This is a genomic window from Mycobacterium sp. OAS707 (assembly GCF_014873705.1).
Taxonomy (GTDB): Bacteria; Actinomycetota; Actinomycetes; order Mycobacteriales; family Mycobacteriaceae; genus Mycobacterium.
Window position 1 is genome coordinate 258,597 of record NZ_JADBDS010000006.1, and the last position, 25,691, is coordinate 284,287.

22 protein-coding genes are annotated in these 25,691 nt (G+C 65.7%); 14 read left to right on the forward strand and 8 right to left on the reverse strand.

Going from position 1 to position 25,691, the window contains the following annotated elements; all coding sequences use genetic code 11:
* Nucleotides 1–735: 735 nt before the first annotated feature.
* From GGC64_RS32540 to GGC64_RS32555, 4 genes are all read left to right on the forward strand, one after another.
* Complete coding sequence (locus GGC64_RS32540) at nt 736–2,340, forward strand: hypothetical protein (protein ID WP_192726729.1); 1,605 nt, start codon at nt 736–738, stop codon at nt 2,338–2,340.
* 106 nt (nt 2,341–2,446) lie between these two features.
* The gene (locus tag GGC64_RS32545) at nt 2,447–3,682 is read left to right on the forward strand and encodes a chloride channel protein (protein WP_192726730.1); all 1,236 of its coding nucleotides are present in this window, start codon (nt 2,447–2,449) and stop codon (nt 3,680–3,682) included.
* 441 nt (nt 3,683–4,123) lie between these two features.
* Nucleotides 4,124–5,407 (forward strand): hypothetical protein, encoded by a 1,284-nt coding sequence (locus GGC64_RS32550; protein WP_192726731.1) that lies wholly within the window; start codon nt 4,124–4,126, stop codon nt 5,405–5,407.
* 115 nt (nt 5,408–5,522) lie between these two features.
* Nucleotides 5,523–7,100 (forward strand): LCP family protein, encoded by a 1,578-nt coding sequence (locus GGC64_RS32555; protein WP_192726732.1) that lies wholly within the window; start codon nt 5,523–5,525, stop codon nt 7,098–7,100.
* Here GGC64_RS32555 and GGC64_RS32560 read toward each other — a convergent pair whose 3' ends face one another.
* Complete coding sequence (locus GGC64_RS32560) at nt 7,101–8,981, reverse strand: ABC transporter family substrate-binding protein (RefSeq protein ID WP_192726733.1); 1,881 nt, start codon at nt 8,979–8,981, stop codon at nt 7,101–7,103. It lies immediately after the preceding gene.
* A 23-nt stretch (nt 8,982–9,004) separates the two neighbouring features.
* On the reverse strand, nt 9,005–10,894 hold the full coding sequence (gene typA / locus GGC64_RS32565) for a translational GTPase TypA (RefSeq protein WP_192726734.1): 1,890 nt from the start codon (nt 10,892–10,894) through the stop codon (nt 9,005–9,007).
* A gap of 164 nt (nt 10,895–11,058) precedes the next feature.
* Here typA and GGC64_RS32570 point away from each other — a divergent pair, with 164 nt between their 5' ends.
* On the forward strand, nt 11,059–11,316 hold the full coding sequence (locus tag GGC64_RS32570) for a hypothetical protein (RefSeq protein ID WP_192726735.1): 258 nt from the start codon (nt 11,059–11,061) through the stop codon (nt 11,314–11,316).
* 4 nt (nt 11,317–11,320) lie between these two features.
* Here GGC64_RS32570 and GGC64_RS32575 read toward each other — a convergent pair whose 3' ends face one another.
* Together GGC64_RS32575 and GGC64_RS32580 are read right to left on the reverse strand one after the other, a co-directional pair.
* A complete protein-coding gene (locus GGC64_RS32575; RefSeq protein ID WP_192726736.1) occupies nt 11,321–12,382 on the reverse strand; it encodes a hypothetical protein in 1,062 nt (353 codons plus the stop codon).
* Between the two features lie 55 nt (nt 12,383–12,437).
* Nucleotides 12,438–12,845: a (deoxy)nucleoside triphosphate pyrophosphohydrolase gene (locus GGC64_RS32580; protein WP_192726737.1), complete on the reverse strand. Its 408-nt coding sequence runs from the start codon at nt 12,843–12,845 to the stop codon at nt 12,438–12,440.
* A 410-nt stretch (nt 12,846–13,255) separates the two neighbouring features.
* Between GGC64_RS32580 and GGC64_RS32585 the strand changes: the two genes are divergently transcribed.
* On the forward strand, nt 13,256–13,543 hold the full coding sequence (locus tag GGC64_RS32585) for a 4a-hydroxytetrahydrobiopterin dehydratase (protein ID WP_192726738.1): 288 nt from the start codon (nt 13,256–13,258) through the stop codon (nt 13,541–13,543).
* Here the strand turns inward: GGC64_RS32585 and GGC64_RS32590 are convergent.
* Entirely contained in the window at nt 13,485–14,738 is a 1,254-nt protein-coding gene (locus GGC64_RS32590; protein ID WP_370582486.1) for a mannosyltransferase, read from the reverse strand. The genes GGC64_RS32585 and GGC64_RS32590 overlap by 59 nt on opposite strands.
* 118 nt (nt 14,739–14,856) lie before the next feature.
* Here GGC64_RS32590 and GGC64_RS32595 point away from each other — a divergent pair, with 118 nt between their 5' ends.
* The 3 genes from GGC64_RS32595 to GGC64_RS32605 all read left to right on the forward strand — a co-directional run bounded on the left by GGC64_RS32595 (nt 14,857) and on the right by GGC64_RS32605 (nt 19,148).
* Nucleotides 14,857–15,399, forward strand: a complete 543-nt coding sequence (locus GGC64_RS32595; RefSeq protein ID WP_192726740.1) for a hypothetical protein — start codon at nt 14,857–14,859, stop codon at nt 15,397–15,399.
* 56 nt (nt 15,400–15,455) lie between these two features.
* The gene (locus GGC64_RS32600; RefSeq protein WP_192726741.1) at nt 15,456–16,385 is read left to right on the forward strand and encodes a hypothetical protein; all 930 of its coding nucleotides are present in this window, start codon (nt 15,456–15,458) and stop codon (nt 16,383–16,385) included.
* A gap of 321 nt (nt 16,386–16,706) precedes the next feature.
* A complete protein-coding gene (locus tag GGC64_RS32605; RefSeq protein ID WP_192726742.1) occupies nt 16,707–19,148 on the forward strand; it encodes a hypothetical protein in 2,442 nt (813 codons plus the stop codon).
* Here the strand turns inward: GGC64_RS32605 and GGC64_RS32610 are convergent.
* Nucleotides 19,145–19,291: a DUF1059 domain-containing protein gene (locus GGC64_RS32610; RefSeq protein ID WP_192726743.1), complete on the reverse strand. Its 147-nt coding sequence runs from the start codon at nt 19,289–19,291 to the stop codon at nt 19,145–19,147. The two genes, GGC64_RS32605 and GGC64_RS32610, sit on opposite strands and share 4 nt — an antisense overlap.
* A gap of 35 nt (nt 19,292–19,326) precedes the next feature.
* Here GGC64_RS32610 and GGC64_RS32615 point away from each other — a divergent pair, with 35 nt between their 5' ends.
* Nucleotides 19,327–19,992: a nitroreductase family protein gene (locus GGC64_RS32615; RefSeq protein WP_192726744.1), complete on the forward strand. Its 666-nt coding sequence runs from the start codon at nt 19,327–19,329 to the stop codon at nt 19,990–19,992.
* 113 nt (nt 19,993–20,105) lie between these two features.
* Nucleotides 20,106–20,495 carry a recombinase family protein gene (locus tag GGC64_RS32620; RefSeq protein ID WP_192726745.1) on the forward strand — a complete coding sequence of 130 codons (390 nt, stop codon included), beginning with the start codon at nt 20,106–20,108 and terminating at the stop codon, nt 20,493–20,495.
* A gap of 21 nt (nt 20,496–20,516) precedes the next feature.
* On the opposite strand, the gene GGC64_RS32625 is transcribed toward GGC64_RS32620, so the two are convergent.
* On the reverse strand, nt 20,517–21,095 hold the full coding sequence (locus tag GGC64_RS32625) for an HhH-GPD-type base excision DNA repair protein (RefSeq protein WP_192726746.1): 579 nt from the start codon (nt 21,093–21,095) through the stop codon (nt 20,517–20,519).
* 115 nt (nt 21,096–21,210) lie between these two features.
* On the opposite strand from GGC64_RS32625, the gene GGC64_RS32630 reads away from it, so the two are divergent.
* The 3 genes from GGC64_RS32630 (at nt 21,211) to GGC64_RS32640 (ending at nt 24,440) form a co-directional block, all read left to right on the forward strand.
* A complete protein-coding gene (locus tag GGC64_RS32630; RefSeq protein ID WP_369434734.1) occupies nt 21,211–21,561 on the forward strand; it encodes a DUF485 domain-containing protein in 351 nt (116 codons plus the stop codon).
* On the forward strand, nt 21,558–23,201 hold the full coding sequence (locus tag GGC64_RS32635; protein ID WP_192726748.1) for a cation acetate symporter: 1,644 nt from the start codon (nt 21,558–21,560) through the stop codon (nt 23,199–23,201). Before GGC64_RS32630 ends, GGC64_RS32635 begins: the two co-directional genes overlap by 4 nt.
* 96 nt (nt 23,202–23,297) lie before the next feature.
* Nucleotides 23,298–24,440, forward strand: coding sequence for an MFS transporter (locus GGC64_RS32640; RefSeq protein ID WP_370582487.1), 1,143 nt, complete (start codon nt 23,298–23,300; stop codon nt 24,438–24,440).
* Here the strand turns inward: GGC64_RS32640 and GGC64_RS32645 are convergent.
* Nucleotides 24,421–25,584, reverse strand: coding sequence for a sulfotransferase (locus GGC64_RS32645; RefSeq protein WP_192727005.1), 1,164 nt, complete (start codon nt 25,582–25,584; stop codon nt 24,421–24,423). The genes GGC64_RS32640 and GGC64_RS32645 overlap by 20 nt on opposite strands.
* Nucleotides 25,585–25,691 lie beyond the last annotated feature (107 nt).

The following is a 25,691-nucleotide window of genomic DNA, read 5'->3' on the forward strand; positions in this document are numbered from 1 at the left end:
GACTGCCACGCTACCGTCGGCCTTCCGGATGGCCACCACGAGTTTCGGTCGGGCCGTGTCCGACAGCGAGTGTCAGTGGGTAGCGGCTGTCGTGTTGAGAGGTGACCCAAGTGGGCTGCGGTGGCCGTGCTCGGTCTTGCCGGTTCGGCGGCGGCCGCGCTGACACCACACGTCTTTAACCTAAGCAAAGTAGCTGCAACCGCTTACGAAAGTTGCCAGCGCCGCGTGTTGCGTAACAAAGTCTTCGACGAAACTGCGGCGGGCCAAGGAATTTGTCGTACACGTCAGTTAACTTTCAGCAAGCATCCGTGACCCTCGCACCGCCATTGCCAGGATGATGCACGTGGGGCAGGTGGTTCAATTCCGGTCCTGGGGTGCCTAGCCAGAACGCGAACTCCAGGGACCCGCCACGCCCCTGATACGGGTGTTAGCCAGCAAACGCCGCCAGGGGCCTTGCCGCAGGTAATTAACTAGCACAGCAATTAAATATCAGCTAACTGAACCTCGCCCCGGCGCGGTCGCCAAGAGGGTGGGACGAGGGCTTATTAGCCGCGCTATTCGGCGTTTGCCAGACTCCGCCTTGGGCGGCAGTAACCAGCTATTTTTATCCCTGCAGCGCACCGTTTGTGTTTGCAACAGGCCCGATCGCCAACCATCTGAAGCTGGAAATTTGACGGAATTTGTCGCATAGGTTCCTGTGTGCGGCTAACTACGGCTCAGGTTTTGGAGGAACTCATGCAACTCGCGCTACGCCCATACGTCACAACCGGAATAGCAATCGTCGGAGCCAGCGTCATCGCTGTCGCTCCGATCGTGCCGACACCGACCGACATACATATAGCGAACCCGGTGACGGCGGTTGATCGAGCGGTTCAACTCACCGCCAACGAGATCGAGGACGCGGTCAACCAACTGGCATACGTCGGTGCTCAGGTACTGGTTTCGCTGGCAAAACTGCCGGCCCCTGTGGTGGCACAGCTTTTGGGCGTTCCCGTGCCTGCGGCAGAAGCCTTGCTCGCCGGCGGCGCTTTAGGCTTGTCCGGTCCACTGATCGGTGGCGTAGGCGCGGGCGGCGCCGCAGTCCAAGAGGTTGTCGACCAACTCGGCTCAGGTGATATCGCTGCCCTCATCAATGCGCTGATCGGTGCACCGGCGACCCTCATCGACGGAGTTGTCAACGGAAACTTCGGGCCCAACGTGGGTCCCCTGCTGGGTATCCCGGCGATCGTGACTGTTCTGGTCGGGGGGCTGATCAATCCCGGCGGCCTCGGTCTGGGTGGAATCACCCTTCCCGGCGCCATACCCACCGTGCAGACGCTGATCACAGAACTGTTGGGCGCGCTGGGAGGCGGCGGCATGCTGGCCGCGGCTGCAACGCCATTGGCTGCGCCGGTGCAGAATGAGGGACAAATCGAGGGTGCCGTCAATGCGCTGCTCTACAACCTCGTTGCGAGCCCCATCGTCACCATTGCCGGGCTGTTGGGGCAGGTGCTGGCGCCAGTACTCGGTGAGGAACAGGCGGCGTTGCTGCCCCTTGCCGCGCTGGGCCTTTTCGGTCCCTTGATCAGCGGCCCAGGAGCGATCGGTGCCGCCACCCAAGACGTCGTGGACTCGCTGGGCTCCGGCGACATCGCGGGCGTGCTCAGCGCCCTGATCGGCGCCCCGGCCACCGTCATCGACGGCTTCATCAACGGTGGGTACGGACCTGACTTGGGACCGCTCGTCAGCCCGGTGCCCTTGCCATACCCATTCCGGGCGGGCGGACTCATCAACGAGGGAAAGCTTCCGTTGTTGAGCCTCCCCCCGTGGAAACTGCCCGGCACCATCCCCACGCTGCAGGGGCTGGTGACCCAGATCCTCGGGTTGCTGCCCGGGGCCTCAGCTTTGACGCCTCTGAAGACCGCCGCGCCGGCACAGACGCTGAGCATCAACAGTGTCGATACGTCGGATAAAAAGCTCGTCACACTCGACGTGGCGCCAGTTCTCGGCGGAAAGCAGGCGGCACCCAATGCTGATCTGACGGCAAACGTGCCGGCTGATGTGGAACTCCCGAAGAAGGCCGAAGCGATCACGTCGACCATCGAGAACACCAAGCCGGGACCCGACCTCGGCAAGACCGTATCCGAGGTTGCCAAGCCCGACACGGCGCACACCCCGCCCGCGGGGCCGCGCAGCGACACCGACAGCCTCGATACGACCGACGGCGCGAAGTTCATTCCCGAGAAGACGGCCCACGAAGCCGGCACCAACAAGGGCAACGGCTCGAATCCGGTCGGTGCCGCGATCAGCTCTGTGGCGAAGAGCTTCGCCGGCGCAGTGAAGAGCGCGCTCGGCGGATGACCAGGTGACGGCGGCGCCCAGTACGCGTCGCCCCGCAACGCCCCGCCCGGGTCGGCCCCCCTCGTAAGGGGGGCCGATTCGGGTCGGGCCCGTATAGATTCAGCTGGTGACGCGGCGCACCGTTGAGTTCGGCTGCGCGATCGTCATCATCGGCCTGCTGGCGGGTGTCGCCGGCGCGGCAACGACGCTGTTGCTGCACGGGATCGAACACCTCACGTATCACTACACATTCGGCTCCCTGCTGGCCGGCGTCGGCGGCAGCAGCCCGGTCCGGCGAGCGGTCGGTCCGATGATCGGTGCCGCGCTGGCCGGTTGGGGGTGGTGGATTCTGCGACGGCGCATCGAGATTCCCGGCCTGACCGAGACCATCAAAAGCCATCGGTCGGTGCCCCGATGGCCGTTGTCGATCGACGCCGGGTTGCAGGTACTGATCGTCGGATCCGGCGCCTCGCTTGGCCGCGAGGGCGCGCCGCGCCAACTCGCCGCGGCGCTAGGCGATTTCGGCACCACGCGGTTGGCGCTGACGCCCCGCGACCGCGAAATCCTGCTGGCATGCGCGGCGGGGGCGGGCCTTGGGGCGGTTTACAGCGTCCCACTCGGCGGCGCGTTGTTCGCCGCACGCATCGTCATGGGTACCTGGCATCCAAGGGTGCTCGGCGCCGCGTTGATCACGTCGAGCTTGGCCGTTGCGGTGGCGTCTCCCGTCACGCATCTCGAGCACGCGTTGACTTGGCCGGACGCGAAACTCTCCTACCTGTTCGGTTTTCTCGCCCTGGCCATCGCACCGTTGGCCGCGGTAGTCGGCCTCGGGTTCAACCGGGTGATGGCGATCGCAAAACCCAAGGTGCAATTCAAGTCGTGGGTGCTGATCCCGTCGGTCGCCGCCGCTGGACTGCTGACCGGAATCTGCTCGATCTGGTGGCCGGAGTTACCCGGTAACGGCAGGAGCATCCTGGCCGTGAGCCTCAACAGCGGACTGACCCTCGGTGCGGCCGCGATCATCCTGTTGTTGAAACCGCTACTGACGGCACTCTTCCTGCGCGCCGGCGCCGTCGGCGGCCTGCTCACACCCGCCATGGCCACCGGCGCCGCGGCGGGATCACTGGTGACTCTCGCCTTGAACCACTTGGCCGGCAACGGCATTCACGTGTCCGCCGTGTCGTTGACATGTGCCGCAGGCGTGCTGGCGATCACGCAGCGGGCGCCGCTCTTCGCGGCACTGTTCGTCTGGGAACTCGCCCGCCCGCCCTACTGGCTCCTGGCCGTGTTCGCGATCGCTGCTTTCGCCTCGCATGGCCTGCGTGTGCTCCGCGAGCGACGGCAGGCCCCACGCGCCAACTGATTTGACCGTCGCTGCGGCGGCAAACGCGACGGTTCCGATCGTGGCCGACAACGGCCGTTGCCACCTGACTCGCCAGACCTGTCGGCATACCGAATCCGCAGCTGCTCCCGATTCGGTGGAGGCAAATCCCGCGGGCGTCGGCTCGCCATGGATATTGACGAGATTGTCAGTTCCGTGCCGAGTGCAGCTAATTAACGACGGCAATAAGTGCATTTACTTTGTCGAGGACAACCATGCCAAGAGGCTTCGGATATCGCTGTTTGCCACTCGGTAATTCGCACCTTTAGGTCAGCTATTAGTGCGTTAACAATATTCAGCAGTTCATGATCGAAAGGCCGTTCTAGCTGCGATAACAATTGTTCCTAAAATTCCTGGCGCTGCACCTTACTTGCGAGTAAATTCCCCGGCGTCCAGATCACAACCACGTTAAAAGGGGTTGCTATGCAAGTCGCTGTTAGGTCATATCTCGCCACCGGGATCGCGACCGTGGGAGCCAGCGCGATCGTGCTCTCGCCCGTCTCACCCGTAGTTCCCCGGGACATGCACCTGCCGCCGGTTGAAGTGTCGATTCCCGTTGAGCTTGCCGCGGCCGTCAACCCGATCCAGGCCTACCTCGACCTCGTCAACAACACCGTCAAGAACCTGTCCAGCGTGGGGCAGACGATCCTCCAAGACCCTGCACCGATCCTGCGGCAGATCCTCACCAACCAGTTCTCGAGTGCAGGTGAGCTGCTGTCGGCGCTGCAACAAGCGGGCGGTCAGTTGCTGGACAACGTCAGCACGATCGTTCCGCAGCAGCTTCAGGAGGCGCTCGCCAACTTGGCGGCAGGCAACATCGTCGGCGTCGGACAGAACGTGGTGAACATCATCACGCAACCGGTGCTCTTTCCCGCCCTCACCCTGCTGCCCGCGATCCAGACCTTCCTCGAGCAGCCCGTCGCCAACCTGCTGGCCGTGACGCAGCAGTTCACGACGATCGCGGCGTTGGGTGGCATCGGTCTTCTGGAGCCGCTGGTGAGCACTGTAAACGCCACGGCGCAGGCCATTCAGAACATCGTCGATGCCGCCAAGGGGTTGGATCCCGTCGGCGCGGTCAGCGCGATCGTTGCGGTTCCGGCCATCGTTGCGAACGGCCTTCTCAACGGATTCGGGTTCGACGGCGGTGTCCTGAGCCCCGGGCTTGGCTTGGCTGGAGCGCTGCTGCAGATCCGTGACGTCATCGCGAATGCGCTCAAGCCTGTGACCGTGACGACTACGACCAACCTCGCTGCGGCGAACTCCACCACCACGTCTTCGGCAAACACGGTGACCCTGTCCACTACCCCGGCCACGACCGCCCCGAAGAAGTCGGCGGAGGTGACAACACCTCCGGGGGCCGACGCCAACAACGGCGCGACGAGTTCCGGCACCGCCGACAGCACCACGGGCAAAGACGCATCGACGACGCCGGCGGATCCCGCCGGTGCGGAGGTCGACGGCACCAAGGCCGACGCCACAGGCGGCAAGGCCGACGCGTCCGCGCCGAAGGACACCGCGGCAAGCAGTGGCGACGCCAAAACCGAAGCCGGCAGCAGCGCCGACAAGGGTGACGCGAGCTCAAAAGACACCACGTCGAAGAGCGACACCTCGGCCACCAAGGCAGACAGCGGCGACAAGAAAACTGACGGCAAGAAGGACGCCGACGGCAAGAAGGACACCAACTCGGCCAAGGCAGGCAGCGAGTAGGTAACCAGGAAAGCGCTCGGCCCCCTCCGCTCTTGGAGGGGGCCGACACCTGTTCCTTCGATCCTGAGAAACTCGCCCGGGCGTTCTCAGGCCGTGTCTGGATAATCCGGCTGTCATGAGTCGACGGGCCGTTTCGGAGTTGGACACGCAGCCGATAGCGCGGGCGAACGGTCCGCGACATCGGCTGCCCCGCCGCCGCAATCGAAAACGCATCCTCGTCGCCGGCCGGGTGGTCGGCGCGCTGGTTGCCGTCGCGGTATTGGCCGCCACGGCGGCGGGGTGGAGTGGTTACCGCAATCTGTCCGGTGGCATCACCACCTCCCAAGCGTTGGCCGGTGGCCCCGAATCAGTCGGCGGTTCGCAGAACATCCTCATCATGGGTTTGGACAGCCGGTTGGACCAGCATGGCCAGCCGCTCCCCCAGGACATCTACGACGCGCTGCATGCCGGCGACGAAACGGTCGGCGGCTACAACTCCAATGTCCTGATTCTTCTGCACCTGCCGGGCGGCAACGGTCCGGTCAGCGCCGTTTCGGTGCCGCGTGACGACTACGTCGACATGCCGGGCTGTCCCAGCGGGGTGTGCAAGGGCAAGGTGAAGCAGGCCTACGGTTTGGCATACCAGCAGCAGCTGGACTCGTTGAGCGACAGCATCGCTGCGTCCGCACGCGAACAAACGGCGCGTGAGGCCGGCCGCAAGGCCGAGATCGCCACTGTGCGAAGGCTGTTGGGCGTGCCGATCGATCACTTCATCGAAGTCACACTCGGGGCGTTCTTTCAGATCGCACAGGTGGTCCAGCCGATCACGGTGTGCCTGAACGATGACACCTCAGACAGCTATTCCGGTGCGGACTTTCACCGCGGCACCCAACAGATCAATGCCTCGCAGGCGATGGCGTTCGTCCGGCAACGCCGCGATGAGAACGACCAGATGTTCACCGACATGGACCGCACGCGCCGCCAGCAGGCGTTCATCGTGTCGCTGGTGACCGCGTTGCGCCACGGCGGCGCGCTGTCCAACGCTACTGATCTGCGAAACCTGTTGAGCGTCGCCCAGCAGAACATCGCTGTCGACGGCGGCTTCGACCTCGCCGGTTTCGTCGACCACGCCGCCGCGTTGACCGACAGTCCGCTGACCCTCTACACGCTGCCGATCAAAGAGTTCGGCCAGAACACCGCGGGCGAGGACGTCAACATCGTCGACGTCCAAGGGATTCGGTCCATCGTGCACAACCTCTTCACCGACGGGTCCACCCCTGCAACTCCCACGTCCACTCAGAAGCCCTCTGCCCCAACAACACTCGATGTCATCAATGCCACCGATCACGCCGGCCTCGGCTCGGCGATCGAGCATTCGTTCGGCGCCGACGGAATGATCGTCGGCACGGTGACGACCGCCGATCGTCTAGCCGAAACCAGCACGATTTCCTACGGGGTCGGCGCTGCCGACGCCGCGCGCACGTTGGCTGACCGCCTTCAGCTCGCCGCGACCGCCTCCGACACCGTCGCCCCGGACACCGTGCTGTTGACCGTCGGCGCCGACTTCCCCGCCGATCAGTACTTGACCGACAACCCGACCACCACTGCTGCGGCGCCGGTTACCACCGTCGACGCGACAGCCGCCGGTGCGCAAGCACCTGCGCCGACTGACCTCACCGAGATGGCAGGGAAGAACACTCCGTGTGTGAAGTGATCACTGCCGCGGTTTGACCCACATTCCGGCGTCGCCGACGATGCCCACCGGTACCGCGCCAGACAGGCTGACGTTCTGCACGCTCGGGCCGGCCGCGACGATCGTGGTGTCCTGAAGGATCGGCAGCACGGTCGACATGTTCCACAGCCGGGGTTCGACCGCGTTGATCACCTCGCCGATGTCCTCGGTGCCGTCGAGTGCCGCGTCGATTTTCGGCTGGATGCTGTGGTCGCAGATGCCGGTGATATTGCTGGGCGCCTGAACGAGCTGGCCGGCTTCCGGCGCCGGGCTCGCGGTGGTCTGCGTCGGCGTCGTGGTCGGCCGCGGCGGTGGCGGCGAATTACCCGTCGGCGCAGGTGAATTGGTGGTGGACGGAGTCGACGGCGTGGTTCCGAGGGTGGTCGTCGAAACCGCGGTTGCCTCCAGCGCCGGGCAACCGTATCGCGACGCCAGCGACGTCGCGAGGTCGCCGCCTGCCTGGTGCCAGCCCACGACCGCGTCGACCCGGTTGTTGATCAGCGCGTCGCCGTAGAGCGCCACGGGATCCAGCGCAGACACCGATGCCGCGATGCCGACGTTGCGCAGTTGGTCTGCGGCGGTGTTGGCCACCGCGACAGCCGTCGGATCGTTGGCGGAGACGCCGAGGACAAGCGTCAGGGGCACACCGTCTTTGGTGATGCGCCCGCGGTTGTTCTCGGGCACCGGTGTGCCCGGCGTCGCAGGCGGCGTCGTCTCGATCGGCTCAACCTGATAACCCGCGTTGGCCAGCAGCGCGAGCGCTGCCTCCTTTGTCATCGCGGGTGGCGCCGTCGGGACATAACCCGGGTCGGACGGGGATCGCACTTGAGCCTGCGCCAGTGTGACGGTGTTGTCGTCGCCGGCTCCGACCGACGCCAGCAGGTCGACGTCGAGCAGACCCAGAATCGCTTTGCGCACTTGGGAATCCGTGAGCGCGGGCTGCTGTGCCCGCAGGGTCAGCTGCATGACCCGCGGGGTGACGATGCGGGCGGTCCGAACGTCGGGGATCGCCGACAGTTGTGCGAACGCCGCCGCCCCGCCGTGCACCTGTGCGACCTGGGTGTCGCCGTTGCGGATCGAGTCGGCCAGCGCCGCCGACGAACCGCCGCGACGGAACAGCACCTGGTCCGGCTTCGCAGGCGCACTCCAATAGCGGTCGTTGCGGGCGAGCAGGATCTCATCGCGCTGCGGGTCAATGCTTTCCACGCGGAACTGGCCACCGGTGACCGGCAGCGCACGCGCCAGGCCTGCCGCGAATCCGCCAGGCGCATCCTTGACGATGTGGGCGGGCAGGATGTTGTTGAACAGCTCGCGCCACGCGGGATAGGGCTGCGAGAACGTCACCACCGCGGTCTTGCCGCCCTCGACCGATTGCACGCCGGTGATCAGGTCATACCCCGCGGGGTCCACGACTCCCGGCTGGCTGACCATCTGACGCCACAGGTACCAGTAGTCGTCGGCGGCGATCGGCGCGTTGTCCGTCCACGACGCCTCGGGACGGATCTTGTACGTGACGGTGAACGGGTTCTGATTGGTGACCTCGGCCGACTGCAGGAGCGTGGTGTCGAGCTCCCAGCGAGACCCGGTGGGCGAGTTGGGATCCGGCACAGGCCGAAATGAACTGGGCAGCACCAGCGAGCTGATCGCCGCGTTCACCGGCGACTGGTCGGACAGCAGGTGCGCATTGAAGCCCGGGCCGATGGAATCGATGGCCATGATGATCTGCGTGGCCTTCATCGGAGGAGGCGGCGTCGACTCACTGGTGTCGGTGCTCTGCGGCGCGGGCGGCGGGCTGACCGTACAGCCCCCGACCAACGTCACCAGCGCAGATAGCGCAACGATGACGCGTAGCGGGCCCGGCACGTCACACAGGTTATCGGGAGCGATTAAGAGCGCGCCTTGGCTCGAGCCTTTGCCCGCGCGCGCAGGCTGGCCGTCAGCTCCACCTTGCGCACCCGGACCACCTCCGGCGTCACCTCGACGCACTCGTCTTCCGCGCAGAACTCCATGGCCTGCTCGAGGTCCAGCTCCAGCGGCCGGGCCAGCGTCTCCATGACGTCGGCGGTCGAGCTGCGCATGTTCGTCAGCTTCTTCTCGCGAGTCACGTTGACGTCGAGGTCCTCGGCGCGCGGGTTGATGCCGACGACCTGACCCTCGTACGTGTCCTGGCCGGGCTCGACGAAGAACTGGCCGCGGTCGGAGAGCTGGATCATCGCGAACGGCGTGATCGTCCCCGAGCGGTCCGACACCAGCGAGCCGGTGTGCCGCGAGCGGATCTCGCCCGCCCACGGCCGGTAGCCGTCGAACACCGCGTTGGCGATGCCGGTGCCGCGCGTTAGCGTCAGGAAGTCGGTCCGGAAGCCGATCAGCCCGCGGCTGGGCACGATGAAGTCCATCCGCACCCAGCCCGCTGCGTGGTTGGTCATCTCCTCCATGCGGCCCTTGCGGCCTGCCATCAGCTGCGTGATCGCGCCGACGAACTCCTCGGGGCAGTCGATCGTCATCGCCTCAAAGGGTTCGTGCAGCTTGCCGTCGATCGTCTGCGTGACCACCTGTGGCTTGCCGACCGTCAGCTCGAAGCCCTCCCGCCGCATCTGCTCGACCAGCACGGCCAGCGCCAGCTCGCCGCGGCCCTGTACCTCCCAGGCGTCGGGCCGGTCGATGTCGACGACCTTGATCGACACGTTGCCGACCAGCTCCTGGTCGAGCCGCGACTTCACCATCCTGGCGGTCAGCTTGTGGCCGGACACCTTGCCAGCCAGCGGCGAGGTGTTGGTGCCGATGGTGACCGAGATGGCGGGCTCGTCGACGGTGATCCGCGGCAGCGCGTGCGCGTGGTCCGGATCGGCCAGCGTGTCGCCGATCATGATCTCGGGGATGCCTGCGACGGCGACGATGTCGCCTGCGATGGCCTCGTCGGTAGCGGTCCGTTCGACGCCCTCGGTGACCAGGAGTTCGGTGATCTTGGCGTTCGTGATGACCGGATGTCCGTCGACCTCGCGCATCCAGGCGACCTGCTGGCCCTTGCGGATGCGCCCCTTGTAGATGCGGATCAGTGCGAGGCGGCCGAGGAAGGCCGAGGCGTCGAGGTTGGTCACCAACGCCTGCAGCGGCGCCTCGGGATCACCCTGCGGTGGCGGGATGTGCTCGAGCAGCACGTCGAACAGCGGGTCGAGGTTGGTCCCCTCGGGATTCTCACCGTTGGCCGGCTCGGTGGTGCTGGCGATCCCTGCGCGCCCCGAGGCGTAGAGCGTCGGCAGTCCAAGGGCGTTCTCGGCGGCCTTCTGCGCTTCCTCGTCGAGGTCGGAGGCGACGTCGAGCAGCAGGTCGTGACTTTCGGAGACGACCTCGGCGATCCGGGCGTCGGGCCGGTCGGTCTTGTTGACGACGACGATCACGGGCAGGTGCGCCGCGAGCGCCTTACGCAGCACAAAACGGGTCTGCGGGAGCGGCCCTTCCGACGCGTCGACCAGCAACAGCACGCCGTCGACCATCGAAAGGCCGCGCTCGACCTCGCCGCCGAAGTCCGCGTGACCGGGGGTGTCGATCACGTTGATCACCGTCATGGAGCCATCGGCGTGCTTGCGGTGCACCGCGGTGTTCTTCGCCAGGATCGTGATGCCCTTTTCCTTCTCCAGGTCACCGGAGTCCATCAGGCGTTCGACGGTGTCGTCGCCGCGATGGTGCAGGGCACCCGATTGGCGCAGCATGGCGTCGACGAGGGTCGTCTTCCCATGGTCGACGTGTGCCACGATCGCGACGTTCCGAAAATCCACGCTGGTGATTCTCCCAGTGTGGTCGGCCAAACACGAAAACGAGAGACGCCGGTCACGTGCCGTACGGCGCACCTGTGAGCGGCAATGTCATCACACACCGCACTCACAGCGTCCGGGCGTAGCGTCGAATTCGCCCGTCAAGAGTCGGTAGGAGGTTGACGAAAATGCCTGCTGAAGAGGTATTCACCATCGCAGTCATTGCCGTGCTGGCGACCGCCGCGACCGCGGCGATCTACCTCGGGCTGCTCAATTGGATCGGCGCGTTCTATGTGGTGCGGTGCGCGGCGTGCAGGCATCTGACGTTCTCGTCGGCGAACCAGTCGCGAGAGTCCTGCCCGCACTGCAGGCATCCGGGTTTGATGCATCCGATCCACTCGCTGCGCCACGCCGGTGTGGTGGTCAACGACCGGCTGCACTACTGAGCGACTACGGCGTCGTCAGCCGCACCAAAACGCGACCGTCGTCCGGACGCGGCGGGAAATCGGTTTCGTTGAAGCCGTAGTACCTGCGCTGGTCGTCGGTGATCTCGTCGATCACAGCGCCCTGCGTCTTGATCAGATCGCCGTCGGCTTCGCGTATCGCGACGATGAAATCGCTCACCACCATTGATTCCGCCAGCAGCAGCGCCTGACCGCCAGACGTCAGGTCGACGAGAACGCCTGCGCCCGCGTAGTTGTTTCCGCCGCGCCCGGTGCCGTTGGGCGCCCAGTACACCGGCGTTGATGCGAGTCGACCTTCCACCCGAAACATCTGTCCCCCATGGCCGTTCGCATCCGCGGCAGTGATCGCGGGCAGTGCGGCCACGCGCCGGTCGTCTTGCCAGAACATCACCGCCAGCGGGATGCACACGATCGCGTAGCACATCACGGTCAGCATCAGCACGGGCTTCCACGCGACCTCCCATGCGGTCCGCGCCGTCACACGTTCCAGTCGGCTCCTGCCGAATCGGAAGACGTACCAAGCCAATACGCGTGCGAACGCCATTGCGGCAATCACGATCAGGCCGACGATGCCGGTGATGCGCCAATAGAACGTGCTGTCGCCCTCGTTGCGGCTGAAGTACCACATCGACAGCGGGATGGGCACTGTCAGTAACGAGAGCAATGCGTAGGACGGATGGCTGGTCAGGTATTCGTAATCGACCCTGGCTCGGCGGTTGGCGACAAGGACCTCGACGTCGGTACCGGTGGGAACCTGGACCATCGGCGCCCAGGAGCCCTCGACGACGCGGGGCCGAAGCAGCCCGCGCACGAAGAGGAAGCCGGTAACGAGGGCCAGCACCAAGGCTCCCCAGAAAACGGCGGGGATCGACCCGCCGGTGCCCGGAACCCCAAGGGCACCGTGGATGTCGATCACTTTGCCGATGAAGAACGCCAGTGGCATGACGAAGAACAGTTCGACAAGCCAAATCTGAATCAGCTGTGGAATGCGGCTACCGACGCGGTCGAACGCCAGCACACCCCGCCAGATGAACCGGAGCACGCGCATGGGTGGGGAGAATAGTGTGCGCCGGCGGCTGGCGGGGCGAACAAAAGGCGTCGGCCTAGCCGGCGTCGCGCAGAAGAAGGGCCAGCTCGCTTACCCAGGCGCGGTCGGCGGGTACCCACGGCAGGTCGTCGAGTTCGTCGGCGCCGACCCAGCGCAGCGCGCGGTGATCGTTGGGGTGCAACGCGCCACCGGTCTGGGTGACGCGGTAGGCGCGCAACGTCATGGTGTCGGTGAGCGCGACATCGGCGCCGATGCGTGGGCCGACGGTGACGGCGACGCCGAGTTCCTCGTGAAGTTCGCGGGCCAACGCGGCCGCGTCGCTCTCCCCCGCCACGACCTTGCCGCCGGGAAGTTCCCAAAGGCCGGCGAGTTCCGGCGGCCGGGCCCGTTGCGCCACCAACAGCAGGGAATCCGATATCAGCGCACCGGCAACGACGATCTGGTTCGACGCATGAGCAGACACTGCCCGCGACGGTATACGCCCGCCAATCAGTTCGGGAACAGGTTTGGGAACAACTCGTGCAGTCGTCGGTGGCGCGGCGGAGCGGGCGCCATCGTCTCGGCCGTCAACTGCGAGGGCGATATCGCTACGGCCGGTGGCGTGGTGGGCGGCGGCAGCTCAGTCGTAGTCGCCGGAAGCGGCTGCGGCTCGGCGGCCACCGGGCTGGAGGTCGAGGGAGCTGAATTGGGTTGGACCACAGGTTGTTTCGAACTGTCCGACATCCAGATGACAGAAGCGACGAGCACGCCGAGAAGGAGTACGAGACCACCCCCGGCAACCACGTATCCGGACCGCCGTTGCACTGCTCGATTGTTCTGCACAACTCTGTCAGGCACCTGTCAGTACACCCACGAGCGCGCTACGTTGAAGAGATGGCTGTGTTAACGGATGACCAAGTAGACGCCGCACTGCCCGACCTTCCCGGCTGGGAGCGCACCGACGGCGCGCTGCGCCGCTCGATCAAATTTCCCGCCTTCCTCGCCGGCATCGACGCCGTGCGTCGAGTCGGCGAGAAGGCGGAGGAAAAAGACCATCACCCCGATATCGATATCCGTTGGCGGACAGTCACTTTCGTCTTGGTGACGCACTCCGCCGGCGGCATCACCGAGAACGATCTGCAGATGGCTCGGGAGATAAACGCGATCGTCGGGAACCCGTAGTCGCGACCCACGCCAGCGTCGCCACCGTCGCGACGATGTAGATCAGCCCCGCCCAGGCCAGGTACCACGGGCGGGGGATGACCCAGATCGTCGGCTGCGCGAAGCTCAGCAGCCACGGCACCCCGACGACGGTCAGGACCAACCAACCCCAGCCCAGCACCCGCGCGCCCGTCCGCTCGCGGAGCGGGCCGTGCAGCAGCCAGATCATCAGCGGAATCAGCCACACCCAGTGATGCGTCCACGAGATCGGCGACAGCAGTAGGCCGAACAGTTGCACGACGACGATCGCGCCCAGCCGATCGGATGCGCCGCCGATCGCGCGCCACGCCAACACGGCGAGCACGGTGGTGATCGCGATCCCTGCCAACACCAGTGGCCCATAACCGGCGTCGTGCCCGAGAATCCGCGAGATGCCGCCGCGCCACGACTGGTTGAACGACGTTCCGATCGGGCCCACCCGGGACGCGTCGCCAAGCAATTCCGTGAAGTAGTAACGGGTTTGGTCGCCGACGACGATGGCCGAGACGGCGATCGTGCCGAAGAACACCACCGCCGAGAACAGCGCAGCGCCCCAACGTCGGGCACCGACGAAATAGAGGCCCGATACCGCAGGCGTCAGCTTCACCCCCGCGGCCAGCCCGACGAGCAGACCGGACAGCCACCATCGTGTGCTGTAGACCGCGTACAGGACGGCGAGCACCAGCAGCACGTTGATCTGCCCGTAGTCGAAATTGCTTCGCAGCGGTTCGAGCCAGATGCCGACCGCGGTCCACAACATCGCGATGCGCCGGTCGCCGGCGGGACCGGGCAGCAGTCGCTGGCTGACACGCACGACTCCGTAGAGCGCCGCGATGGTGCCGAGTTGCCAAGCGAACGCGAGGATTCCGAACGGAATCAGATGCAACGGATAGAACACGACGGCCGCGAACGGCGGGTAGGTGAACGGCAGCGGGAAGTCGGGCGTCTGGTCGGCGTACACGTAGTCGTACAGGGTGCCGCGATGGTCGAGCGCGCCGGCACCGCCGACGTACACGTGCAGGTCGACGAAGTTGGCGCCGTTGGGCACCAGGTAGGTCCACGCCAGGCGCGCGGCGATGCTCAGCACCAACAGCACTGGCGCCGCGGCGGCCAGGCGGGCGGGCAGGCGCGGGGCGGCGGCTGTCGAGGTGGTGTTTATCCGCCCGACTCTATCCACGGTCACCGAAGCCCTTCGTATCCGTAACGGTTGAATAACCGCCACACGTGTCACTTGAGTAACACCAGTAACTGGACGACTGTCGGGCCCAGGCGTGCCTTCAACGATTGGGAGAACCATGAAATTCACCAGGAAAATGCTTGCCACCAGCATGATCACCGCTGCGAGCGCAGCCGGGCTTGCGCTGGGGCTCAGCGCAACGGCCGCAGCTGATCCCGCCGCGGCCCCCGCCCCGACTCCGGGCGTGCCGGGCCTGCCGTTCCTCCAGCAGCTCGCCACCAATCCGGGTACGGCAACGAGCCTCATGCAGGGCCTCACGTCGTTCCTCGGCACCGCGCAAACCGCCGCCGCACCTGCCGCGGCACCCGCCGCGGGGCCGTCAACTGCAACCGCGTCGCTCACGCTTCCTCAGGCTCCGGCGGCGGCTCCCGCCCCCGCGGCACCGCTGGCCGCGCCGCAGAACCTGCTGACGTCGGTGCCGGGTGCCCTGGCGTCGTTGATGCCGGCAGGCACACCGTTTGCCGGTCTCCTGCCGTCCGCACCGACGGCGCCCGCCGCGGCCGCGCCCGCAGCTGCCGCCGCTCCGGTGGCCGCCGCACCAGCGGCGCCGGCGAGCCAAGCCATCGCACCGCTGCTGATGCCGCTGTCGGCACTGCCGTGACGGCGGTCGGCGCGCGTCACTGAATACAAACCAGGCAACCAGGAATCGGGGAAACCATGTCATCGATTAGGACGACGTTCGCCGGCATCAGCGCCGCTGTCGGCTCGTCGGTAGCACTACTGCTGGGTGGAATGACACCGGTGGCCAACGCCGACCCGGCGCCGCCGCTTCCGATCGATGCGGTGCAGGCGCCGGGTCTTTCGGCGGTGCAGGGCATCGGTCCGGTGATCCAGCGCGCCGCTGCGGATCCGACTAATGCGGCTTCGGAGTTGATGGCCGCCGCGGCGGCATTCGCGGGCAACTCGGCGTTGCCTTCGGATTCGCGGAACGTGGCGACGGCGGTGAATCAGTTCGTCGCCCACGTCCCCGCGCCCGGCGCCGTCCCGGGTACCGAGGCGCATCTGCCTGCGGGTGTCGACCCTGCGCATGCCGTCGGGCCCGCGCCGCAGGCCGCCCCGGTCGCCGCGCCGATCCCCGACGCTGCACCGGCACCGGCCGCTGTCCCGGCGCCCGCTCCTGCCCCGCTTCCTGCGCCCGATGCGGCGGCTCCGGCCGCTGCGCCCGCGTTCGGTCCCGACGCTCCGCCGACGCAGGACTTCATGTACCCGTCGATCAGTAACGGGTGCCTGGCCGACGGCAGCAATGTGTTCGCGACCGCGATCTCGGTTGCGGGCCCGGCCAAGATCCCCGCACCTGGACCCGCAGCGGGTCAGACGGCATACGTGTTCACCGCGATCGGGACGCCGGCGCCGGCCGCCGAGCAGAAACTGCCACTGAACGTCACCTGGGTCAATCTGACGACGGGCAAGTCGGGCAGCGCGACACTGAAGCCCCGCCCGGACATCAACCCGAATGGCCCGACGACGCTGTCGGCAATCGTGGACACCGGCTCGGGCAGCATCATCTCGACGATTTTCGGGCAGGTCACCACCGTCGAGAAGCAGTGTCAGTTCATGCCGACCATCGGCTCGACGGTCGTCCCTTAGCTCGCGTCCAAATAGAATTCCCGGTCGTTATCCGTCGCGATTAACGACCGGGAATTCTGTTTCGCGGGACCGGCGCTATTTTTGACGGAAGTGGTAATTACTCCGTGCTGCCTGATTGAATTCGGAAGTAAATACACCGTTTCGTTAGCGGACATACAGCCAGGTCAGCGGCGTTGATATTTGAAATAGGAAATGCGTAGCCTAGGCGGCGCCGCCCGAATTTTCGAGTACTCGAATACTCGACTCGTTCACCCGGGCCGAACTTAATCTCCCTTTCGACAGCATTCCCGCGTCCGCGGGACTACTCGGGGGAGGTCAATCATGGGGTACGGACGTTATGTCGGTCGAATCGGGGGATTAGCGGTAGCGCTGGGCATCGGCGTCGGGATGGCCGCGGCGCCGTGGGTGGCGTCGGCGAAACCGCCGTCAGACAAGTCATCGGACTCGGCATCGTCCACCTCATCGCCGTCCTCGGCATCGACGACGAACACGTCGCCGACGACAAAGAAGCCGTCCACCCCAGGCTCCACGAAGGGCGTCAAGGGCAACATCAGCATTTCCGTCGACGGGGTGCAGCGAGTCGACCACGGTGACGCTCAGGCGACCACAACTTACGGGCAGGGCTCGACGGCAGTTGCCAAGGGCGCCAACACGATTGCAGATGCGAGCAACTGCATCGGCTGTTCGGCCACCGCCACAGGCACTGGTGCGACGGCGAGCACCGCCGGCAGCGATCCCGCCAATCCCGGAAGCGGTAACAATGCCACCGCCACCGGCGCGGGCAGCACCGCTTTGGCCGGAGCCAACGGCAGCAACAACATTGGAAACACCGCGACCGCGACGGACGGCAGTACCGCTTACGCCGGCTCGTTCGGTGGCGGCAACGTTGGCAACACCGCCAACGCCACGGGCGGCAGCACGGCCTATGCAGGCAGTGGCGTGCAACTGCCGGAAGACCCCAACGATCCTGGGATCGTTGTGGTCGCTGGTAGCAACAACGTCGGCAACATCGCGGAGGCCACCAACGGAAGCACGGCCTCCGCCGGTTCTCTCGGCGACGGCAACCTCAGCAACACGGCGACCGCCAGTGACGGCAGCAACGCTGTGGCCGGCGGCGGTGCAGTTCTGGCTCACGACTTCTCCACCGGAAACAACAACTACCTCAACACCGCCGACGCCACGAACGGCGGCATCGCAGGCGCTGGTGCTTCCGGCGACGGAAACTACGACAACCACGCCACCGCCAGCACTGGCGGTGCCGCCGACGCAGGCACCGACGGAAGCAACAACTACAGCAACAAGGCGACAGCCTCCAACGGTGCCGTGGCTCTCGCCGGGGCTCAGGGATCCGAAAACACGGGAAACGTCGCAACGGCGTCCGGCAATCCCGACGACGAGACGTTCACCGTGACGCAGGCCTTTGCCGGCTCGTTCGGCAGCGGCAATGACGACAACACAGCGATCGCTACAGACACCGTCGTTGACGGCTCGGAAGCCATGGCCAGCGCCGGGTCCTTCGGATCGTTCTCCGGTGAGTCCACGTCCAACGACGACAACACGGCCGTCGCCACGGACGGCATGGCTGTAGCGGGTTCGGATGGCACCGGCAACGAAAACAACAAAGCCGAGACCACCAATGGCGTGGCGCTCGCCGGCACGCTAGGCAACGACAACCACGACAACGATGCGGTGGCCACCGATGGCGGCTTCGCTTCCGCCGGTGCATTCGGCAGTGACAACAACCTGAACACTGCGGAGGCCAACACGGGCTTGGCGGTCGCAGGCGGCGGGGATCTGTTCGGTAGCTCCGCGGCGCCGGGTGATCACAACACCGACAACCACGCGTACACCGACAGCGAGGGCACGGCCTATGCGGGCGCCGCCGGCAGTTACAACGACGGCAACAACGCCGGGGCAAGCACCGGCGGAACCGCCTATGCCGGATACAACGGCGGCTTCGATGACACCACGGGGAATGCCGGAAACGACGGCAACTTCGCCATCGCCACCGATGGCGGCACGGCAACGGCGGGCTCCAACGGCAACGGCAACAACAGCAACTGGGCCATCGCCACCGGCACCTCCGCCGACGGCACCTTCTCCAGCCAGGCGACCGCGGGCTCCTACGGCAACGGCAACGACACCAATCAGGCCTACGCCTTCGACGGCAGCATGGCGTCGGCCGGCGAGGGCGGTAACTCCAACGTCGACAACTACGCCTCCGCAGAAGGCGGGGCGGACGGCATCAGCTTCGCCACCGCGGGAATCCAAGGAGACTCCAACACCAACAACCACGCCGAAGCGGTGAACGGCAGCGAGGCGTACGCCGCGGAGGTGGGCGATTTCAACGTCAACAATTACGCCAAGTCCACCGACAACAGCTATGCGAGCGCGGGCATCTGGGGCAGCAACAACCTCAACAACACCGCCACTGCCGAAACCGACAGCGGCGCGCAGGTGGCCAGCTTCGGGAGTTTCCTGCCAGGCGAAGGCAACACCGGCAACGTCGGCACCGCGACCAACGGCAGTGCGGCTGAGGCCGCATACGGGTCATCCAGCAGCGACGGCAACGTAGCCACCGCCAGCGACGGCGGATTTGCGAGGGCGGGGACGGCCAGCGTAGATGCCGACGACAACAACGCCACCGCCACGGGAGTCGACAGCTTCGCGTCCGCAGGCTCGTACGGTACCGGCGACCCGTACTCGGGATGGGACGTCACCGCCGGCCCCGGCCAATCGGTCTGCGAACCGGATGCTTGCTAGTAGGCCATGAAGAGGATTGCATCCCGGTCGTACTCGCGGCCGGGATGCGCCTCGGTCAAGTGAGCCTGGGCTTTTTCGACGAGATCGTCCTCGTCCTTGCCGGTGATCGCCTCACCGCAGGGGCAGTTCAAATGAGTCTTCATGTGTTCACAATCGCATATCGGCCAAGATGGCGGTCATGGACTTCTCCGACGTCATCCGCACAACGGGCGCCACCCGCCGGTTCGCCGACGACCCGCTGCCCGACGAGGTGCTCGAGCGCATCCTCGACAATGCCCGATTCGCGCCGAGCGGCGGCAACCGTCAAGGCGTGCGTGTGATCGTCGTCCGGGACCGCGCGACCCGTGAGGCGATCGTCGAGCTGAGCGTCACGGGTGCGCGACGGTATATCGCGCAAACCAAAAACGGTGAGGGGCCGTGGAATCCCGTGCAGCCCATGAAGGTTTCGCCCGAAGAGGTGGCTGCCACCGAAGTGCCGCCCTACCTAGGCGCGCCGGTCCTTGGCGCAGGCGCCGTGCTCGTCGTCACGGTCGATCTCAATGTCTGTGCGGCGTTCGACCAGAACCTCGACCGCATCGGCCTCATCGCAGGCGCGTCGGTCTATCCGTTCGTCTGGAGCATCCTGCTGTCCGCGCGAAATGAAGGATACGGCGGCGTGCTGACCACGATGGCGGTCGCTGAGGAGCCTGCTGTCAAGGAACTGCTCGGCATCCCGGACGACTATGCGATCGCGGCCATCCTTCCGATCGGCAAGCCGGTCAAGCAGGTCAGCAAGCTCACCCGTAAGCCGGTCAACGAACTCGCGACCCGCGAGCGTTTCGACGGCGAGCCGTTTGGCGCCTAGGTGTCGCAGCGCGATAACAGTTCGGCAGTTAGCCAGACTCGAAGCAGACTCGAACCAGACTCGAAGCGGCGTTCTCTCTTCCGCTGACCGCGGTCTCATGAGACCTTGGGTTCGTGACCTGCACGCTGGGCTACGCAACAGCCAGCACCGTCGAGCACAACCTTGAGGGACAGCTCGCGGAACTGAACGCTGCAGGCGTCGACCCTAGGCGCGTGTTCACCGACAAGTTGTCCGACTCCGCCGAGCGCGTGCGCGCCGGCCTGCACGCGATGCTGAGCTACGCGCGTTCCGGTGACACGGTCATCGTCGTGGCAATCGACCGGCTCGGCCGGTCCGCCGCCGAGGTGACGCGGACCATCGCCGACCTCACCGACCGCGGAATCCGGCTGCGCACACTGAAAGAGGGACTCGACACAGGTACCGCGACCGGACGCGTCGTCGCCCACATCCTGACGTCGCTGGCGCAGCTCGATGTCGAGCACGAGCAGCACCGCGCGAGCTAGGCCTTCGCCGGGTTGAACGGCTCAGGCCTTCGCCGCCTTCGCTGCTGCCTTCGCCTGCTTCTTGTACGACCGCACCTTCTCGAGCGAACCCGCATCCTTGACGTCGGCGATCGACATGAACGACCCGGCCTTGCCGTAGTCCCCTGCTGCCTCACGCCAGCCCTTCGGCGTCACGCCGTACTGCTTGCCGAGCAGCGCCAGGAAGATCTTCGCCTTCTGTTCGCCGAATCCGGGCAATGACTTGATCCGACGCAGCACCTCGGCTCCGTCCGGATCGCCTGCCGTCCACAGCGCCGACGCCTCGCCGCCGTACTGGTCGACGACGATTTGCGCCAGTGCCTGGATCCGCTTGGCCATCGATCCCGGAAAGCGGTGAATCGCAGGCGTTTTCGAACACAGAGCCGCGAATTCCTCGGGGTTGTAGTCGGCGATTTCGCGGGCGTCCACTCCGCCGATGCGGTCGGCGATCTTCTTCGGTCCTGCGAACGCGGCTTCCATGGGGTACTGCTGATCCAGCAGCATCCCCACCAGCAGCGCGAAGGGATTGGACTCCAGCAGCGCGTCGGCCGCCGGATCTTGAACTAGCTGCAGTTTCGCCACGCGGCCAGTCTAGAACGCGTGTTTCACCTTGGAGTTCCCTGGGAACTAGCTTATTGTGACGCAGGTCTCACGAGGCTGTCGCATGCGCAACTACACATGGAGGTCAGGAGTCACCGTGCCCGAGACCCAACATCCGCCCCACGAAACCGCCGTCAGCGGTGAGAAGTATTTGGCTGTTCAGGCCAGCCCGGAATTCCAAGAGTTACGAAATAGGCTGCGCCGCTTCGTTTTTCCGATGAGCGCGCTGTTCCTGGTCTGGTACTTCGCCTACGTGCTGCTTGGCGCGTTCGCGCACGACTTCATGGCGATCAAAGTGTGGGGCAACATCAACGTCGGCCTGCTCATCGGCCTCGGCCAGTTCGTGTCGACATTCGCGATCACGGCCATCTACGTCCGGTTCGCCAACCGTGAACTCGACCCGCGGGCCGAAGCCATCCGCGCCGAGCTCGAAGGCGGCGCGGCATGACCGTCAACGTGCTTGCCGCCGCCACCGTCGGCAATCCCGCCGCCAACATCGGGATCTTCGCGTTGTTCGTCGCGATCACGCTCTACATCGTGATTCGCGCCAGCAAGAAGAACACCACGGCCGCCGAGTTCTTCACTGCCGGACGCGCATTCACCGGACCGCAGAACGGCATCGCGATCTCCGGTGACTACCTTTCGGCCGCCAGCTTCCTCGGCATCGCGGGTGCCATCGCGGTGTACGGCTACGACGGCTTCCTGTATTCGATAGGCTTCCTCGTCGCATGGCTCGTTGCTCTGCTGCTTGTTGCCGAATTACTGCGCAACGCAGGCAAATTCACGATGGCCGACGTTCTGAGCTTTCGGCTGAGGCAACGCCCCGTGCGACTCGCCGCCGCGACCACCACCCTCGCCGTCTGTCTGTTCTACCTGCTGGCTCAGATGGCAGGCGCCGGCGGTCTGGTCGCGCTGTTGCTCAACGTCAAGAGCGATCTCGGTCAGGCCCTCGTCATCGCGGTCGTCGGGCTGCTGATGATCCTCTACGTGCTCATCGGCGGAATGAAGGGCACCACCTGGGTGCAGATCATCAAGGCCGTCTTGCTGATCGGTGGCGCCGCATTGATGACCGTGTGGGTGCTGGCGAAGTTTGGTCTGAACTTCTCCGAGATGCTCGGCGGGGCGCAGTCCGCGGTGTCGGGTTCGTCGAGCAAGGCGGTCGCCGCCCGTGACGTGCTGGCGCCCGGCGCTCAGTACGGCACCTCGCTGACATCGCAGATCAACTTCATTTCGCTGGCGCTGGCCCTGGTGCTCGGCACGGCCGGCCTGCCGCACGTGCTGATGCGCTTCTACACAGTGCCGACCGCGAAGGAGGCCCGCCGCTCGGTCGTGTGGGCGATCTGGCTGATCGGCGCCTTCTACCTGTTCACGTTGGCACTGGGTTACGGCGCCGCGGCCTTGGTCGGGCCCGACGCCATCCTCGCGGCGCCCGGCGCGCAGAATTCGGCCGCGCCGTTGCTGGCGTTCAAACTCGGCGGCGTCGTGCTGCTCGGTGTCATCTCGGCAGTCGCGTTCGCGACGATCCTCGCGGTGGTCGCGGGCCTGACCATCACGGCGGCAACGTCATTCGCGCACGACATCTATGCGAGCGTGTTGCGAAGCGGCGATGGAAAAGCACCGGTGACCGAGGCAGAACAGGTGCGCGTGTCCCGCATCACGGTCGTGGTGATCGGCATCATCGCGATCGGCCTCGGCATTCTCGCCAACGGTCAGAACATCGCGTTCCTCGTAGCGCTCGCCTTCGCGGTGGCCGCGGCGGCCAACCTACCGACGATCCTGTACTCGCTGTACTGGTCACGGTTCAACACCCGCGGCGCGCTGTGGAGCATGTACGGGGGCCTGATCTCGACGATCGTGTTGATCATCTTCTCCCCCGCGGTGTCTGGTGCGAAGACCGCGATGCTGCCAAGCGTCGACTTCGCCTGGTTCCCGTTGGCCAATCCCGGCATCGTGTCGATTCCGCTGGCGTTCATCCTCGGCATCGTCGGCACCCTCACGTCACCTGATCGCGGTGACGCCGAGCTCAACGCCGAATTCGAGGTGCGGACGCTGACCGGCGTCGGCGCGGAAAAGGCGGTCGGCCACTAGCTCGCGGGATTACTCGGGCGGCCGTATGGGTTATCTTCACGCGTGACCGCTCGACGATTCGCCTTCGGACTGCTGGCGTACGCCTTCGCGGCCATCATGGTCGGCACGACGTTGCCAACACCGATGTATGCGCTGTACGGCCAGCAGATGCACTTTGCGGTGCTGACCACCACCGTGATCTACGCGACCTACGCGGCCGGCGTGCTTTTCGCGCTGTTGGTGTTCGGGCGATGGTCCGACGCGATCGGCAGGCGGCCGGTGCTGCTGGCAGGTGTGGTGGCCGCGCTGGCCAGCGCCGCCGTCTTCCTGGTCGCAGACTCGGTTTCGCTGTTGTTGGTCGGACGTGTCTTGTCGGGGCTTTCGGCCGGCATCTTCACCGGCACAGCGACCGCAGCGGTCATCGAGGCTGCCCCGGAACACTGGCGCACCAGGGCCGCGGCGGTGGCGACGGTCGCCAACATGGGCGGGCTGGGCATCGGGCCGCTGTTGGCCGGTGTGCTTGTCCAATACGCACCTGCGCCACTGCAGCTCAGCTTCATCGTGCACATTGTGCTGGCGGCGCTGGCCGGCGCTGCGGTGCTGATCGTGCCGGAAACTTCCGCGCGCACCGGCAAGATCGGTGTGCAGCGCCTTTCGGTGCCAGCCGAGGTGCGCGCCGTGTTCGTCGTGGCCTCGTTGGCGGCGTTTGCAGGTTTCGCGGTGACGGGGCTGTTCGCCGCGGTGGCGCCGTCGTTCGTCTCGGGCGTCGTCGGCATCGACAACCACGCGATCGCCGGACTCATTGCCAGCTCGATCTTCTTCGCGTCAGCGGCAGCGCAGATCGCCGCCCGCAACCTCAATTCACAACGCGCCGTAGCCATCGGCTGCGGAATCCTGGTCGCCGGCATGGTGATTCTAGCTGTGGCACTTCAGCTTTCGTCGCTCATCGGACTTGTCGCCGCCGCGGTGGTGGCAGGTGTCGGGCAGGGCATCAGCTTCAGCCGCGGTCTGGCCGCGGTCGCCGAGCGCACACCTGCCGACCGCCGCGCGGAAGTCAGCTCGACGTATTTCGTCGTCGCCTATGTGGCGATCTCGCTGCCGGTTGTCGGCGAAGGTGTGGCGGCCCAGCATTGGGGATTGCAAACGGCCGGTGTCACTTTCGCGATTGCCGTGGCAGCCCTGTCAGCCATCTGCCTGGTCGGCATTCTCGTGCTCGAGGCGCGCCAGTCCCGCAGCCTCGTCACGACAGGAATCGGCTGACGTAGGGCGCGAAGCGCCTGCGCAACTCGTCCTCGTCGAGTCCGAACATCTCGCACGACGTGACGACCTTGCCAAGCCTGCCGCGTTGGTGACCGGCCAGATACTCGGTCAGCGCACCACGGGCCTCGTCGGTCACCGGTTCACCGACAAGGCCGTAGACCCGTTTTGCCACGCCGAGTTCGTCGGCCATGAAGTCGTCGAAAGTCACGTCGATAGAGCGTTGCGGCGCAATGACATCGCGGTCCCGGATCAGCGCGTTGAGCATCAGCTCCAGCCGGTCGATCCAGTCGGCGGCGATCTCCTCCACCGGCACCGGTGACCGGTGCATGCGCGCCGAGTAAGTGAGCATCGCGACCATCGAAATCGCCACCGGCACAGGATCGCGATGCGTACACACAACGGCGACGCCTGGAAAGACCTTGTCCAGCACTACAAGCTGCTCGAGGTGCTGGGGCGACTTGAGCAGCCAGCGTCTACCGCCCCGCAGGAATTGCAGCGCCTTGAGTTGGGTGGCCAGGTATTCGTAGGTCGACGTCTGGTCGTGGGCCAGGTAGTAGTCGGCCCACCGCGGCACGTGCGCCAGCGTTTCCATGAACATCGTGGAGAAATCGTTGGCAAGCAACTGGATTTCCTCGTGCACATGTTCGGTGGTCATCTCGTGCATGAGGGCGAAGTGCGGCATCAGCGTGTTCATCACCGCGACCGCGACATCCATGCGCGCCGCGCGCGGGTCGGGCTCGATGCCTTCCTCGGCGGGTAGCGGGAAGGGCTCGAAGCTCTCCCAGTAGGGCAGCGTGCGGAACGTCGGTCCCGCAGCCAACAGATTGTGCAGATGCGTGGTGCCGGTGCGTGGCAGTCCGGCGATGACCACCGGTGGCAGCAGTTCGATGTCGTGGATCTCGGGGTGACGCGTGAGCAGGTCCGTCAGCAGCAGGCGGTTCTTGAGCCACTGAGACAATTGGCCGAAGAAGTTCACGATGCCCGGGCCATGCATGCCGTCGATTTCGTGCAGCGCGGCGAGGTAGACGTCGAGGCGCTCCCGGTAGTCGTCGGGCCCGAAGTCGTCGAGGCCGATGTCCGCGCTCGCCCTGGCGTGCAACGCATCCGCATCCAGCGGGCAGTCGGGCGCCAGCGCAGCCATCATGTCGAAGATCTGCTTGGCCTCGGGGCTGAACCGCGGCTCGGCGAGGTCATCAAGGTGGACCAGGGGTGTGGCGTGGGTCACGCTGACTTATGTTACTCTGAGTTTCG